The sequence below is a fragment of the Streptomyces sp. NPDC028368 genome, assembly GCF_055565615.1.
Window position 1 is genome coordinate 299,343 of the sequence record NZ_JBVHTY010000001.1, and the last position, 14,306, is coordinate 313,648.

13 protein-coding genes are annotated in these 14,306 nt (G+C 71.8%); 6 read left to right on the forward strand and 7 right to left on the reverse strand.

Annotated elements, in window-relative coordinates:
- Nucleotides 1-124: 124 nt before the first annotated feature.
- Nucleotides 125-1,267, forward strand: a complete 1,143-nt coding sequence (locus ACZ4S3_RS01420) for an NAD(P)-binding domain-containing protein (RefSeq protein ID WP_467924372.1) — start codon at nucleotides 125-127, stop codon at nucleotides 1,265-1,267.
- Between the two features lie 22 nt (nucleotides 1,268-1,289).
- Here ACZ4S3_RS01420 and ACZ4S3_RS01425 read toward each other — a convergent pair whose 3' ends face one another.
- The 6 genes from ACZ4S3_RS01425 to ACZ4S3_RS01450 form a co-directional block, all read right to left on the reverse strand.
- Nucleotides 1,290-1,895: a GTP-binding protein gene (locus ACZ4S3_RS01425; RefSeq protein WP_467924374.1), complete on the reverse strand. Its 606-nt coding sequence runs from the start codon at nucleotides 1,893-1,895 to the stop codon at nucleotides 1,290-1,292.
- Nucleotides 1,876-2,253, reverse strand: coding sequence for a DUF742 domain-containing protein (locus ACZ4S3_RS01430; protein ID WP_467924376.1), 378 nt, complete (start codon nucleotides 2,251-2,253; stop codon nucleotides 1,876-1,878). The genes ACZ4S3_RS01425 and ACZ4S3_RS01430 overlap by 20 nt, the downstream gene beginning before the upstream one ends.
- A 10-nt stretch (nucleotides 2,254-2,263) precedes the next feature.
- On the reverse strand, nucleotides 2,264-2,695 hold the full coding sequence (locus tag ACZ4S3_RS01435; RefSeq protein WP_467924378.1) for a roadblock/LC7 domain-containing protein: 432 nt from the start codon (nucleotides 2,693-2,695) through the stop codon (nucleotides 2,264-2,266).
- Nucleotides 2,692-5,055, reverse strand: coding sequence for a sensor histidine kinase (locus ACZ4S3_RS01440; protein ID WP_467924380.1), 2,364 nt, complete (start codon nucleotides 5,053-5,055; stop codon nucleotides 2,692-2,694). The genes ACZ4S3_RS01435 and ACZ4S3_RS01440 overlap by 4 nt, the downstream gene beginning before the upstream one ends.
- A gap of 141 nt (nucleotides 5,056-5,196) precedes the next feature.
- Nucleotides 5,197-5,982 carry an MHYT domain-containing protein gene (locus ACZ4S3_RS01445; RefSeq protein ID WP_467925199.1) on the reverse strand — a complete coding sequence of 262 codons (786 nt, stop codon included), beginning with the start codon at nucleotides 5,980-5,982 and terminating at the stop codon, nucleotides 5,197-5,199.
- A gap of 729 nt (nucleotides 5,983-6,711) precedes the next feature.
- Nucleotides 6,712-8,049 (reverse strand): MFS transporter, encoded by a 1,338-nt coding sequence (locus tag ACZ4S3_RS01450; protein ID WP_467924382.1) that lies wholly within the window; start codon nucleotides 8,047-8,049, stop codon nucleotides 6,712-6,714.
- 132 nt (nucleotides 8,050-8,181) lie between these two features.
- Between ACZ4S3_RS01450 and ACZ4S3_RS01455 the strand changes: the two genes are divergently transcribed.
- The 5 genes from ACZ4S3_RS01455 to ACZ4S3_RS01475 all read left to right on the forward strand — a co-directional run bounded on the left by ACZ4S3_RS01455 (nucleotide 8,182) and on the right by ACZ4S3_RS01475 (nucleotide 13,509).
- On the forward strand, nucleotides 8,182-8,994 hold the full coding sequence (locus ACZ4S3_RS01455) for a (Fe-S)-binding protein (protein ID WP_467924384.1): 813 nt from the start codon (nucleotides 8,182-8,184) through the stop codon (nucleotides 8,992-8,994).
- The gene (locus ACZ4S3_RS01460; RefSeq protein WP_467924386.1) at nucleotides 8,991-10,484 is read left to right on the forward strand and encodes a lactate utilization protein B; all 1,494 of its coding nucleotides are present in this window, start codon (nucleotides 8,991-8,993) and stop codon (nucleotides 10,482-10,484) included. The genes ACZ4S3_RS01455 and ACZ4S3_RS01460 overlap by 4 nt, the downstream gene beginning before the upstream one ends.
- Nucleotides 10,481-11,140: a LutC/YkgG family protein gene (locus ACZ4S3_RS01465; protein WP_467924388.1), complete on the forward strand. Its 660-nt coding sequence runs from the start codon at nucleotides 10,481-10,483 to the stop codon at nucleotides 11,138-11,140. Before ACZ4S3_RS01460 ends, ACZ4S3_RS01465 begins: the two co-directional genes overlap by 4 nt.
- Nucleotides 11,141-11,399: 259 nt before the next feature.
- Nucleotides 11,400-12,665: a hypothetical protein gene (locus tag ACZ4S3_RS01470; protein WP_467924389.1), complete on the forward strand. Its 1,266-nt coding sequence runs from the start codon at nucleotides 11,400-11,402 to the stop codon at nucleotides 12,663-12,665.
- A 67-nt stretch (nucleotides 12,666-12,732) separates the two neighbouring features.
- On the forward strand, nucleotides 12,733-13,509 hold the full coding sequence (locus ACZ4S3_RS01475; RefSeq protein ID WP_467924391.1) for a hypothetical protein: 777 nt from the start codon (nucleotides 12,733-12,735) through the stop codon (nucleotides 13,507-13,509).
- Here the strand turns inward: ACZ4S3_RS01475 and ACZ4S3_RS01480 are convergent.
- On the reverse strand, nucleotides 13,400-13,990 hold the full coding sequence (locus tag ACZ4S3_RS01480) for an NUDIX hydrolase (RefSeq protein WP_467924393.1): 591 nt from the start codon (nucleotides 13,988-13,990) through the stop codon (nucleotides 13,400-13,402). The two genes, ACZ4S3_RS01475 and ACZ4S3_RS01480, sit on opposite strands and share 110 nt — an antisense overlap.
- Nucleotides 13,991-14,306: the final 316 nt, after the last annotated feature.

Genomic DNA, 14,306 nt, shown 5'->3' on the forward strand with positions numbered 1-14,306 from the left:
GATCATCTCGGTCAGCGGATGCTTTGGGTGGGGCGGCGACCTCGCCACGGGTGCCGCGGCGGGCATCCCGGCCTGACTTTTCCCCGACGGGAAGACGCGGCCCCCTCCCCTAGTTAGTAGAAGCATGAACTACAGCGGTGGGCACGCAGTCGAGACCAAGGTCGAGGTCCTGGTGATCGGCGCCGGCCAGGCCGGCCTGGCCGCCGCCTTCCATCTGAGGCGGGCCGGCTACATACCGGACCGGGATTTCGTGGTACTCGACCACTCGCCGCGCCCCGGCGGCGCCTGGCAGTTCCGGTGGCCCACGCTGACGTACGACAAGGTCCACGGGATGCACGCGCTGCCGGGGATGGAGCTGACCGGCGCCGATCCGCACCGCCCGTCGTCCGAGGTCATCGGCGCGTACTTCGACAGCTACGAGCAGACCTTCGGGCTGCGGGTGCACCGGCCGGTAAGCGTGCTGGCGGTGCGCGAGGGCGCTGGGGGTCCCCCCTGGACGGAGCCCGTCGGAGCCCTTGGGCAAGGACGGCTGCTGGTCGAGACATCGCACGGGACGTATGCGACGCGGGCGCTGATCAATGCGACCGGGACCTGGGACCGGCCGTTCTGGCCGCGGTTTCCGGGGCAGGAGACGTTCGGCGGGCGGCAGGTGCACAGTGCGCAGTACGGCGGTCCGGAGGCGTTCCGCGATGCCCGGGTCGTGGTGATCGGCGGCGGCACCTCGGCCGTGCAGCAGCTGCTGGAGATCGCGCCGGTGGCGGCGGCCACGACCTGGGTGACGCGTCGGCCGCCCGTCTTTCGCGAGGGGCCGTTCGGCGAGGACGAAGGGCGGGCCGCCGTCGCGCTCGTCGAGGAGCGGGTCCGGCAGGGGCTGCCGCCGCGCAGCGTGGTGAGCGTGACCGGGCTGCCGATGACAGAGGCGATCCGGCGGGCCCGCGAGAGCGGCGTACTGGAGCGGCTGCCGCTCTTCGAACGGATCACGCCCACCGGAGTGAGCTGGCCGGACGGGCGCACGGTCGAGGCCGACGCCCTCCTCTACGGGACCGGATTCCGCGCCGCCATCGACCATCTCGCCCCGCTGAAGCTGCGCGAGCGGGGCGGCGGCATCCGGATGGCGGGCACCCGCACGCTGCGCGACGCACGGGTGCACCTGGTGGGATACGGGCCGTCGGCGAGCACCATCGGCGCCAACCGCGCGGGCCGGGCCGCGGTGCGGGAGATCCGGCAGCTGCTGGCGCGGGACCGGACAGCGGCCGCCGCGCGGTGATCCGGCGAGGCCGACCGGCCGGCTACGCGCCCCGCAGCCTCGCCTCGTACGACGACGCCGCGTGCTCGACCAGGCCGATCAGCACCTCCTTGCAGGACGCGCGGTCGCGGGCGTCGCACAGCAGGACGGGGGTGTCCGGGTCGAGGTCCAGCGCTCGGGCCACCTCGTCGGACCGGTGGGCGCGGGCGCCGTCGAAGCAGTTGACGGCGACGACGAAGGGGATGCCGCGGTGTTCGAAGTAGTCGATGGCCGAGAAGCTGTCGGCCAGCCGGCGGGTGTCGGCGAGTACCACCGCGCCGAGCGCGCCCTGCGCCAGCTCGTCCCACAGGAACCAGAAGCGGTCCTGGCCCGGGGTGCCGAACAGATACAGCGCCAGGTCGTCGTGGATGGTGATGCGTCCGAAGTCCATCGCGACGGTGGTGGTGGTCTTGTGCTGTACCCCGTCGAGACTGTCGACGGGACGTCCGGCCTCGGTCAGCCGCTCCTCGGTGCTGAGCGGGCGGATCTCGCTGACCGAGCCGACCAGGGTCGTCTTGCCGACGCCGAACCCTCCGGCCACCAGGATCTTGAGGGCCATGAAGGAGCCGGAGGAGTGGGAGCCCGACGAATCAGAGCGCGCGGAGTCCATCGATCACTTCCTTGAGAATGTGCGCATCGGGCAACTGGGCGGCCGGAACGGGGCGGTTGACATGGATCAGTTCCGCCGTCAGCAGATCGCTCAGCAGCACCCGGACCACCCCGAGCGGCAGCCCGGAGTCGGAGGCGATATCGGCCACCGCGCGGGGGCGTTCACCGCACAGCGCGAGAATGGTGCGCTGCTCGGGCGAGAGCGCGGGGACGTCGTCGTCGGGTGGGGGCTCGGCCTGTACGACGGCCATCAGCTCGAAGGCTTCGCTGCTGGGCCGGGCCCGCCCCGCCGTCATCGCGTAGAGCCGGACCATCGGCCCCGCTTCGTCGTCGTACCAGTGCGGGGTGGAGTCGGTCATGAGCGGCCGGTCACTCCACTCCGGCGCGCTCGGGCGTGCCGAGGTGTTCGCCGACCCGCTTGACCAGCCGGGCCATCTCGTAGGCGACCAGGCCGATATCGGCCTCGGCATCGCCGAACACGCCCAGGCACGACCCGTCCCCCGCCGCCACGACGAAGAGGAAGCCGCCCTCCAGCTCGACCATGGTCTGGATGACCTGGCCGGCCGCGAAGTGCCGGCCGGCGCCCTTGGCGAGGCTGTGGAAGCCGGAGGCGATGGCGGCGAACCGTTCACTGTCGTCGCGGCTCAGTCCGGTGGACGTACCGACGGCCAGCCCGTCGCCGGAGAGGACCACGGCGCAGCGGATCTCGAGTACACGGGACACCAAGTCGTCGAGAAGCCAGTTGAGTTCACCTGAGAGGTGCGCGTGGGGATGGGGGTGGGGATGCTGCTCAGTGGTCATCGGGGGTGTTCTCCTTGGGTGTCGTCCCCATGGGACGGATGCTCGTCGGCACCGTTGCGCTGCGGGTGAGTGGCGGCGTCGCGGCCGCGGGTCCAGCCGGCACGCAGGGACGCCATGGTGGCGCGGGCCTGCTCCGGGGAGCGGCGGGGTGCGGGAGTGCCCTCGGCACGGGGGACCCACTCGGGGTGTTGCTGCGGGTCCTTGCGCAGGGCGGCGGCGAGGTTGGCCTGGCGGACGCGGCGGGGCAACGGACCCTCGAGGTCGGCCCGGGTGGGTTCCGGGGTGACCGGGGGTGCCTCCGGGGCGGGCCCGGGTGCGGGTTCCGCCCGTACGGGCCGCTCCGGCGCCGGGGGGAGGGCGTTGCGCGGACGGTTCGCGGCACCGAGCGCCCGTGCCGTGGCGGGCCGCCGCCGGTGGTACAGCGAGGTCATCTCCTCCTCCGCCGCGCCGTCCCCCTCGGCCACCGCCTCGGCCAGCAGGGCGTCGGGCAGCAGCACCACGGCCGTGACGCCGCCGTACACCGAGGGCTGCAACGTCACCTGGACCTTCTGGCGATGGGCAAGGCGGTTGACCACGAAGAGGCCGAGCTGTTCGGTGTCCAGAAGGTCGATCTCGTCCGCGTCCGCGATACGGCGGTTGGCCTCGGCCAGCGCCTCCTTGCCCATGCCGAGCCCACGGTCCTGGATCTCCAGGACGATGCCCGTGCCCACCCGCTCGGCGCCGACCTTCACCTTGGTGTGCGGTGGCGAGAACATCACGGCGTTCTCGACGAGTTCGGCGAGCAGATGCGTGAGGTCGGCGACCGCGCCGCCGGTCAGTCGCGCATCGGTCACCGCCGACACCTCGACCCGAGCGAAGTCCTCGACCTCGGCGACCGCCGCCCGCACCACGTCCAGCAGCGGTACGGGATGCCGCCAGCCGCGGCCGGGCGCGGCGCCGGAGAGGATGATCAGGCTCTCGGCGTGCCGCCGCATGCGGGTGGTGAGGTGGTCGAGCCGGAAGAGGTCTTCCAGTTCCACCGGGTCTTCGGTACGGCGTTCCATGGTGTCCAGCAGGGCGAGCTGACGGTGCAGCAGCAGCTGGCTGCGCCGGGCGAGGCTGACATACACGCCGGAGATGCCGCTGAGCGCCGCGGCACGGTCGGCGGCCGCCTTGAGCGCGGTGCGGTGCACTGCCACCAGGGCCTCGCCCACCTGCCCCACTTCGTCGTGGCCAGTGCTGTGGTCGCCGCCGAGCGGGGCGACCGCATCGATGTCGACGGGCTTGCCGGCGTACAGCCGGCGCAGCGACTCGGGCAGCTCGCGGCCCGCGACGCGGAGAGCGGAGTTGCGTAGCTCCTCCAGCTCGATGACGAGCCGGCGGCCGATCTTCACGGAGATGAGGAGGGACAGCAGCACACCGGCCAGTCCCAGGATCACCGCGATGCCGGGGCCACCGAGGGTGTCGAGGGACAGCGGATCGGCGTCGTGGGCCGCGCCGGTGCTCGCCGACCGCTGTGCCGTGCGCAGTGCGCGCAGGACCGTGCCGTTCGTCTCGCTCCAGTGGGTGGCGGGGCCGGCGGTGGCGGCGGGTGTGCCCGCGCCGGCGTCCCGTACGGCGTCCTCGGCGGACCGGAGGTCGCGGTACGCCGCCCCGTTCAGGATCCGGTGATACGCGGCGGCGTCGGCGGGCCGCAGGTCGTCGACCGCGCCGGCGAACAGTTCGCGCTGGGTGTGCACGGCCCCGGTGAAGGAGTCGAACTGCGCGGCCGACATCCGTCCGGCCGCCTGGGCGGCGCCGAGCACCGCGTCCTCGCGGGCGATGGCCTCCCGGGCGCGGGCGAGCTCCAGGACGACGCGCAGCTCCGAGGAGCCGGCCGGGTTCTGCAGACCGGTCAGGGCGCCGACGGTGGCCAGACCGTGGTCGACGACGTCGGTATAGCCGCCGACCGTACGGTCCGGAGAGGTGCTGCCGGTGTCGTTCCGGGCGCGCAGCGTGGAGAGTGCGTCGGCGTCGCGCATCAGGCGGTCGATCCGGCCGGGCAGATCGGGGTCGATGCCCTCCGCGTCGGCGCTGCCCCCGTTGACGCCGTCCCGGAGCGCGGTCGCGGCGGCGTCGGTGGCCCGCTGCCGGTCGCGCAGCGCCTGCTGACGTCCGGCGCTCGGGGCGGCGACGGCGCGCGCCGCGGCGCTGCGCTCGTCCTGGACGGCGGCAACGAAGTCTCCGACCGGCGCCAGCAGCGTGGTGTTGATCTCCTTGAGCCGGTCGATGTCGGAGACATTCCGCGCGGAGGTGACCGTGGCGAAGGCCCACAGGGCGATCAGCGAGACGACGGGCACCATCAGCAGCGCGACGATCTTCGAACGTACGGATCGGGGCATCAAACGGGGCAGCGACCTGTGCCGACGACGGCGGTAATTCCCTCTTGATTCCCTGGACTTGGGACGGCCAGGCGGCGGCGTGCCCCCATCGGACCCGGATGGGCCCAGGTTCTCTCGCACGTGCATGAATTCCTCAAGAGGTCAGGAAGAAAGGGGGAGTTCGGTATCGCGCCACGATTGTGCGGAGGCGGAGGCGGAAGCGGAGGCGGCGCGCTCGCGAGCAGTCGGCGACAATGCGACAAAGGCCACCGTGAGGAAGAGAAATGACCCGAGTACGACGGTCAGGGGAAAGATGAATTCCATTGGTGTGGCACCGGCAAGCGGCGCGCGGGAAGGCGCCAGATCGATGCGTACGGCGGCCATTCCGGTGTAATGCATGCTGGTGACGGCGACGCCCATCACCAGGGAGGCGAGGGCCGCACCGGCCGCGCCGCGCACGCTGAGCGCGGCCCACAGCGCGGCCGTTGCGGCGGCGACGGCGATGCCGACGGAAAGCGCGACCAGGACGGGGTCGTAGCCGACGTGCCCGTGCAGGCGCATCGCGGCCATGCCCAGGTAGTGCATGGTGGCGACGCCAACGCCGGTGCCCAGGCCGCCGAGCAGCAGCGAGCGCAGCCGGGCGGAGCCGTAGCCGACCGTGAAGACGCCGGCGCCGACGACCGCCATGGCGACGAGCAGGCTGAGCACGGTCAGCGGGACGTCGTAGCGGATCGGGGTGCCGGTGACGCCGAATCCGAGCATCGCGATGAAATGCATGGTCCAGATGCCGGAGCCGATGGCGACGGAGGCGGTCAGCAGCCAATTACGGCGCGAGCGGCCTTCGGCGGCCAGCGCCCTTACGGTGCAGCGCAGTCCGAGAGCGGATCCTACGCACGCCATCGCATAGGCGAGGACGGGAGATACCCAGCCCGCGCTGAAGTGGTGCATGTGGCCCACGGAGTTTCCTTTCGCGTTTTTGGTTCGCGGCGACGGACGCTAACACGTGATCGTCTTGTGAAACTCGTGCGCATCCGGAGATCAATTCGCGCAGGAATACGGACCTTTTCACGCAGCGTTGCACTACCGGTGAGTTCCGTGCAGGCCACGCTGGGTAAATGTCCGCCATTGCCCGGCACCGGCACTCCTGATTGCGCGTCAATTTCGGGCCCTTGGCAGTCGGCCGCCCATTCGGCAACAAAGATCGGCAATGAGAAAGGTCACGGCAATCGCGACAGGCATGCCCGGATATGCCCAACCACCGGCCCACGAAGGGGAAGAGGTATGGCATACGGGACACTTCCCCCTGTAACCCCGGCGGGAACAAACGAACGCGGGATCGAATGTTCGCTAGAAAGTGTGATCGAACTCGGGAGGGGTTCCCGGGGTGCGTCGCGTCGGGTGATGCTTACGGGGCGCAAGCGACGGGCTGCAGACCGTTACGGCGCCTCCGGTCGACATCCCTTGCTGGGCCGGAGAGTTGGTCCCACAACACAAACTTGCTCAACTTGCTCAAGGAGAAGTAGCCAGATGAACATCGTCACCAACCTGCTCGCCGGCGTCGTCCACTTCCTGGGTTGGCTCGTCTGACAGACCTCGTAACACGGCGCCGCCCCTCCCTGTCCCGGGAGGGGCGGCGCTTTCCGTAGACGGTGCTGACGGGGCTGTCGTACGGCGGGCCTACTTGTCCAGCTTCTGCCGCGACGTCTCCGGCAGCGTCAGATAGACACCGAACGACACCAGGCACAGCACGGCCACATACCAGGGGAACAGCCCGGCGTGCCCGGCCTGCTTGAACCAGGTGCCGACGTACGGGGCGGTGCCGCCGAAGAGGGCCACGGTGAGGGAGTACGGGAAGCCGATTCCGGCCGCCCGCACCCTCGCGGGGAACAGCTCGGCGTTCACGGCCGCGGCGATCGCCGTATATCCCGTCAGCAGCACCATGCCCGCGCACTGCACCAGCAGGAGCGAGACCCATGCGTCGGAGACCAGGTGCAGCAGCGGGACCGCCAGAAGCGCGAAGCCCAGGGAGAAGCCGAGCAGCAGCGGTTTGCGGCCGATGCGGTCCGAGAGCAGCCCGCCCAGCGGCTGCAGCAGGGCGAAGAACGCCAGCGAGATGGTGCCGACGGTGAGCGAATCGCCCTTGTCGAAACCCGCGTTGACCTGCGCATAGGTGGGCAGGTAGGTGGTCCAGGTGTAGTAGGCGATGGTGCCGCCCACGGTGACGCCGCAGATCAGCAGGGACTGGCGGGGATAGCTGCGCAGCGCCTCGAAGAGGCCGGGCCGCTCGGCTTTCCGCTGCTCCGCGGTCGGGGTCTCCCCCGCTGAGTCAAGAGCTTGGGGAAGGGTCTCCTGGGCGCCCCGCCGGATCCACAGCCCGAGCAGGCTCAGCAGCGCGCCCCCCAGGAACGCCACCCGCCAGCCCCACTGCCCCATCTGCCCCTCGGTGAGCTGCCCGGCGAGCAGCGCCGCGGTCCCCGAGGCCAACAGCTGGCCGATGCTGGTCGAGACGTACTGGAAGCTGGAGAACAGCCCGCGCCTGCCGGGTCCGGCCGATTCGACGAGGAAGGTCGTGGAGGCCGCGAACTCGCCGCCCACCGACAGGCCCTGCACCAGGCGGGCGATCACCAGGACCACGGGGGCCAGCACGCCGGCGCTCGCGTAGGTAGGGGTGACCGCGACCAGCAGGCTGCCGCCGCCCATCATCAGGATCGTGAGGGTCAGCGCGGTCCGCCGGCCGCGGCGGTCGGCGACCGCGCCCATCAGCAGTCCGCCGACCGGCCGCATGAAGAAGCCGACCGCGAAGACGGCGAAGGAGGACAGCAGCGGCACCAGGGAGTTGCCGCTGGCCTTGGGGAAGACCTGCTCGGCGAAGTAGGCCGCCAGGAAGGAGTACGCGTACCAGTCGTACCACTCGACGGCATTGCCCACGGAGGCGGCGGCCAGCTGGCGTAGCCGCGACGGCGGGCGGGCTTCCTTGGGTGCCCGGTCCTCGGTTATGTCCTGTGCGCTCGGCATGGTCCTCCGCTCCCGGTCCTTCCCGGTCCTTCTCCTGCGCCTGCTGCTGGGGCAGGATGATCCGACAGGTGATCATGTACCGGCGAGGCGGGTGGCCGCCAGAGCACGCGGCGGCCGAAAGGAGATGGCAACGTGCGTGTCGCACTGTTCGTCACCTGTATCAATGACGCGCTCCATCCGCGGACAGGGCAGGCGGTGGTCACCCTCCTGGAACGGCTGGGGGTGAAGGTCGACTTTCCGGCCGAGCAGTCCTGCTGCGGCCAGCCCCAGTTCAACACCGGCTACCGGCACGCCACCGAGCCGCTGGTACGCCGCTTCGACCGGGCGTTCAAGGACTACGAGTACGTCGTCACCCCGTCCGGCTCGTGCGCGGCCATGGTGCGGGACAACTACCCGCGGATCGGGGCGAAGGCGGCCGCCGAGGGCCGTGGCCGGGAGCTCGCCGACGCGGCGGCGCTCGCGGTGCCCAAGACGTACGAGCTGACGGAGTTCCTGGTGGATGTGCTGAAGGTGGAGGACGTAGGCGCCTACTACCCGCATACCGTCACCTATCACCCCACCTGCCACGGGCTGCGGATGCTGGGCCTGGGCGACCGCCCCCGGCGGCTCCTTTCGCACGTCAAGGGGCTGGAGCTGCGCGAGCTGCCGGGCGCCGAGGAGTGCTGCGGGTTCGGCGGCACCTTCGCGGTGAAGAATCCGGCGGTCTCGGCGGCGATGGGCGCCGACAAGGTCCGCCATGTCCTCGAGACCGGCGCCGAGGCGGTCTGTACGGTCGACAACTCCTGTCTGCTGCACATCGGCGGCACCCTCGCCCGGCAGGGCGCCGCGGTCCGCCCGGTCCACATCGCCGAAATCCTGGCCGGCACCGAGGACAGTGCCGGGAACGGCACCGAGGACCGCGCCGGGCGCCGTACGCCTGCCGGTACGGAAGGGAGCGCGCGGTGAGCGGCACCTATCTGGGCATGCCCGCCTTCCCCAAGGCCGCGGCCGCCTCCACCCGTGACACGCAGCTGCGCGCCAATCTCACCCACGCCACCCACACCATCCGCGACAAGCGGGCCAAGGCCGTCGCCGAGCTGGACGACTGGGCGCAGCTGCGGGCCGCGGGCGCCGCCGTCAAGGACCGTACGCTGCGCCATCTCGATCACTATCTGGAGCAGCTGGAGACGGCGGTCACCGAAGCGGGCGGGCAGGTCCACTGGGCGGCGGACGCCGACGAGGCCAACCGGATCGTCACCCGGCTGGTGCGGGAGACCGGCGAGCGGGAGGTCGTCAAGGTCAAATCGATGGCGACGCAGGAGATCGGGCTGAACGAGGCGCTGGCCGAGGCCGGTATCCGCGCGTACGAGACGGATCTGGCGGAGCTGATCGTGCAGCTCGGCAATGATCTGCCGTCGCACATTCTGGTGCCGGCGATCCACCGCAACCGTTCCGAGATCCGGGACATCTTCCGCCGGGAGATGGGTAGTTGGGGCCGTCCGGCGCCCGAGGGGCTGACCGACACGCCCGCCGATCTGGCGGAGGCGGCGCGGCTGCATCTGCGGGAGAAATTCCTGTCGGCGAAGGTCGGGATCTCCGGCGCCAACTTCATGGTGGCCGAGACCGGCACGCTGGTGGTCGTCGAGTCCGAGGGCAACGGCCGGATGTGTCTGACCCTGCCCGAGACGCTGATCTCCGTCGTCGGCATCGAGAAGGTCGTGCCCACCTGGCAGGACCTGGAGATCTTCCTCCAGCTGCTGCCCCGCTCGTCCACCGCCGAGCGGATGAACCCGTACACCTCCACCTGGACGGGGACCACGGACGGCGACGGCCCGGAGACCTTCCATCTGGTCCTCCTCGACAACGGGCGCACCGACACCCTCGCCGACACCGTCGGACGGCAGGCGCTGCGCTGCATCCGCTGCTCGGCATGCCTGAACGTCTGCCCGGTGTACGAGCGAGCCGGCGGGCATGCGTACGGCTCGCCCTACCCCGGCCCGATCGGCGCCATCCTCACCCCTCAACTACGCGGTATGGCAGGCCCGTTGGAGGCCTCTTTGCCCTATGCCTCGTCGCTGTGCGGGGCCTGTTACGAGGTGTGCCCGGTGGCCATCGACATCCCCGAGGTGCTGGTGCATCTGCGGGAGCGGGTGGTGCAGGGCGGTCCGGTGGCCCGGGGCGGGGCCCGTACGGTCCTCAAACCGGCCAAGGGGCACGCCGCGGAGCGGGCCGCGATGCGCGCGGCGGGCTGGGTTTTCGACCGTCCGGGGGTGCTCCGCGCCGGGATGCGCCTGGCAGCCCGCACGAGGCGGCTCCACCCACGGCGGCTGCCGGGGCCGGGGCGGGCCTGGTCGGACACCCGTGATCTGCCGGCGGTGCCGGCCGAGTCGTTCCGCGACTGGTGGCAGCGCACCCGCGGCGAGACCGCACCGGAGCAGCAGGGAGGCGCCAAGTGAGCGGCCGGGACGTGGTGTTGGGGCGGGTGCGGCGGGCCTTGGCGGATGTGCCGGGCGGTGAGCGGCCGGGCGATCCGCCGGTGGCCCGCGACTACCGGCGGGTGCACGGCTCGCGGACGACCGCGGAGACGGTCGATCTGCTCGCCGAGAACCTCGCGGACTACCGGGCGATCGTGCATCGCTGTGGCGCGGAGGGGCCGGCGGCGCTGATCGGCCGGCTTCTGACGGAGCGCGGGGCCCGGACGGTGGTGGTGCCGCCGGGACTGGAGGCGACATGGCTGGCGGGCTCCGATGTCACCGCCGTCGAGGACCGTACGTCCACCACGCCCTATGAACTCGATGCCGTGGACAGTGTGGTGACGGGCTGCGCGGTGGCCATCGCCGAGACCGGCACCCTTGTGCTGGATGCGGGGCCCGACCAGGGCAGACGCCGGATCACGCTGGTGCCCGACCATCACATCTGTGTCGTACGCGTCCCGGATCAGGTCGTCGGCTCGGTGCCCGAGGCGCTGCCGCGGCTGTCGCCGGGCCGGCCGCTGACGTGGATCTCCGGCCCCTCCGCGACCAGCGATATCGAGCTCGACCGGGTCGAGGGGGTGCACGGGCCGCGGACGCTGGAGGTGATTTTGCTGGCGGCCGACGAGGGGGCGGGCTGAGTTCTCGGGACGGGCGCGGGGCGCGTCCGCGGGCTCCGACAGGTGTGCGACCCCGTTGTCAGTGGGGACTTTTAGACTGATCGGGATGCCATATCCGCGCATCAGGTGCGGGGTTGCGCCGTCCGGGGGGAGGGAGCAGAGGATGCTGCGGCAGCGCGTACGACCACAGGTGTCCCGCGCGGGCGGCGGGAGGCCCGCTCCGGGTCCCGGAGCGCCCTCGCGATCGCCGTCGGATGCGCCCGCCTCCGCTCCCTCCCGGGTGCTCACCTGGCTCGGGCGGCTGGGCGCGCCGGCCGCCGCGTTCGCGGTGTTCCAGGCGCTGTTGGGGGTCCTGCCGGAGAATCTGGCGGGCGAGGTGGCGCGGTATGGCGTGGCGGCGACGGCCGGCGTCGGGGCGGGCGTGGCGGTCTGGCTCGCGGCCGCCCTGGTGCAGGCCCGCGCCGCGGCCGGTGCGCGGCCGCCGGCGCCCGCTCTCACCCCGTCGCCGGCGGGTTCGCTGCCGGAGCTGATGGACGGCGCGTACGAGACGCTGCGGCGCGGCCTCTCGGTGATCGAGGTGCCCGGCCGGGGGCCGCTCAGCGGCTGGCCGCACTCCCTGGCGGAGAACGATCCGCCGGTGCATCCGACGGCGTTCGGTACGGCCTACGGCCTGCATCTCCTCCTGGACATCGCGCCGCTCGACGGCCGAATACGGGCCGGTGAGGTCGCCGAGACGCTGTGGCGGCTGCGGCTGCCCGGCGGCGGCTGGGCCGCGCGCTCGCAGGGCGGCGGGGCGCGCCCCGAGGTGACCGCGATCGTGCTGGGCGCACTGGCGCGGGCCGGGGCCGATCCCCGGCTGCTGGAGTCCGAAGTCCGCTCCTGTGAGGTGCTGTTGGACCCGGAGCATGACGCGCCGGGGCTGGCCAACACCTATGTGGTGACGAATGTGCTGCGTGGGCTGCTGCGGGCCGCGCCCGGTTCGGCCGCGCTGGGCGGGCTGCGCAATGTGCTGGTGAACGGCGCCACGAGCGATCCCGTACGCGGCAACCACCGCTGCTGGGGAGCGGCGCTGACCACGGGGCGCGGCAATCCCGCGCCGTCCGCGGCGCACACCGCGCGGGCTGTGGTGACGCTGGACCGGGCGGCGCGGGTGCTGGGTGAGGATGCGCGGCAGCATGCGGTGCGCGAGGAGGGGCTGCGCTGGCTGCTGGCGGGCGGCGCGGGCGATCTGGAGAGCTGTCAGGAGGAGGTACGGCGGCCGGGCCAGGAGGATCCGCTGCATCAAGAGCTGCTGTCGGTACGGCATTTCGCGGCCGCGTGGGTGGCCCGTGCGCTGATGACGGACGGGGCGCGGCGGATAGCGGCGGACGGCGTCGGGGTGGCCGTGTGGGAGGCGCAGCTGACCACTGCCGTGGCGCGGGTCCACGGCATGCAGCAAGGCGGGGTGTGGCGGTGGGACGACGGGCCCATGGGACACCCGGTGTGGATGACGTATCAGGGCCTGTCGGTGCTGCGCCGGCATGCGCTGATGGTCTACCGGCCGTAAAGGGCGGCCGGATTCGGGTGCACGCGGCCCGCCGGCGGTCGGCGGCGCGGGTGAACGGGAGGCAGGCATGCAGGTCGAGGAAGCCCGGCGGCTGCTGTCGGACCGGCTGGGCGGCGGGCCGCTGCCGCCGTCGCCCGAGGCGGCGCGGGAGGCGGTCTCCCGGCTGGCGCGCCCGGACACGCTCGGTCCGTTGGCGCGCCGATTATCCGCGGGCGATCAGGATCTGCCCGGCTGCACCCGGCTCTCGTACCGCCATGTGCTCGGGTTCGACAAGCTGTTGCTGCTCGGCGGCGCCCCGCGCTACATGCTGCGGGTCCATTTCTGGCACGGCGGGACCGGACCGGTTCCCGAGGACATCCACAACCACCGGTGCGCGATCGCCTCGGCGGTGGTGCGCGGCCGGGTCCGTATGGAGTGCTACGAGCCGCTTGCGTGCGCACCGCCGGCCGGCCCGGTCGCGGATGCCGCGTCACGGGACGGTGCGCCCGCGGAACGCACGCCGGCGGAGGGCATGCCGGCGATCGCCTACCGGGAGTCCATCGACGGTCCCGGCGGGGCGTGGCGACTCCGGCGGGTCGGGGACGCGCGGCTGCGGCTGGTGCGCGAGGAGCACTATGGCGCCGGGAGCAGCTACGGCCTCGAGGCCCAGGCGCTGCACCGAGTGGTGAGCGAGGAGCCGACCGTGACGCTGTTCCTGGAGACCGCGGCGCTGCGGTCCGTGACCGATGTCTACGTCAGGAGCGGCGCCGGCGGCGCGCGACCGGTTCCGCCGCCCAAGACTCCACTGGCGCCGGCCCTCTATCTCGCCGAACTCGACGCTCTGGCCACGTCTTTGGGCTACTGATCCCGGCCGGTGCGAAGCGCAGGGGACCGAGCGTCGTCGGGGTGCGGAAACCGGAGGCGTCCAGCCGCCCGCCGAGGGCCTGCCGGATGACATCGAGGTTGTAGGCGTCCACGCCGATCCCGGCCAGCTCGGCGGGCCGGGCCCAGAGGTAGGCCTGGTCCGCGCTGGGTAGCACGACGTCCAGGGTCAGCGGACGGACGGCGAAGTTCTCCTGGTGGTTGCGGACTCGACGACCCTGATAGTCACTCAGGAACATCGACGAGCCGGTGTGCGCGACGATGGTGCCAAGGATTCCGGCCTCCTCCTTGAGCTCCCGCAAGGCGCCGCTCTCGGCGGTCTCCCCACGGTCCAGCTTGCCGCACGGCACGCCCCACGCGCCGGGCAGAAAGCGTTCGCTGTAGCTACGGCGCACGATCAACACGCGCGCGTTGTGCACCACCACGGCCGCGGCCAGGTAGGTGTGGGCTGCGGGCTGATTCATCAGATATCTCGCGATCCGAGGGGACGGGCTCCTGGGCCCGAGCGGACGTCCACCGTACCGGCGATGCCCCTCAGACGGACCGGCCGCGGCACCCCGCGGGGGATGCAGTGGAGTGCGAGGGGCGGCAATGTGGCGTACGGGTGGCACGGCAGTGGCGTGCGGCGGTCTTGCCGTAGGCATGAGGGATGTTCGGCCCTGCTGATTCCTGTTGCCTTGCGTTCGGACGTACCACTACGGGTATCGGCACTCGCCCGCGTAGGGCGTGTCCGCAGCGGCATCCGTGCGGGCCGATGGGAGGGTGACCCTCCCGTTGGTA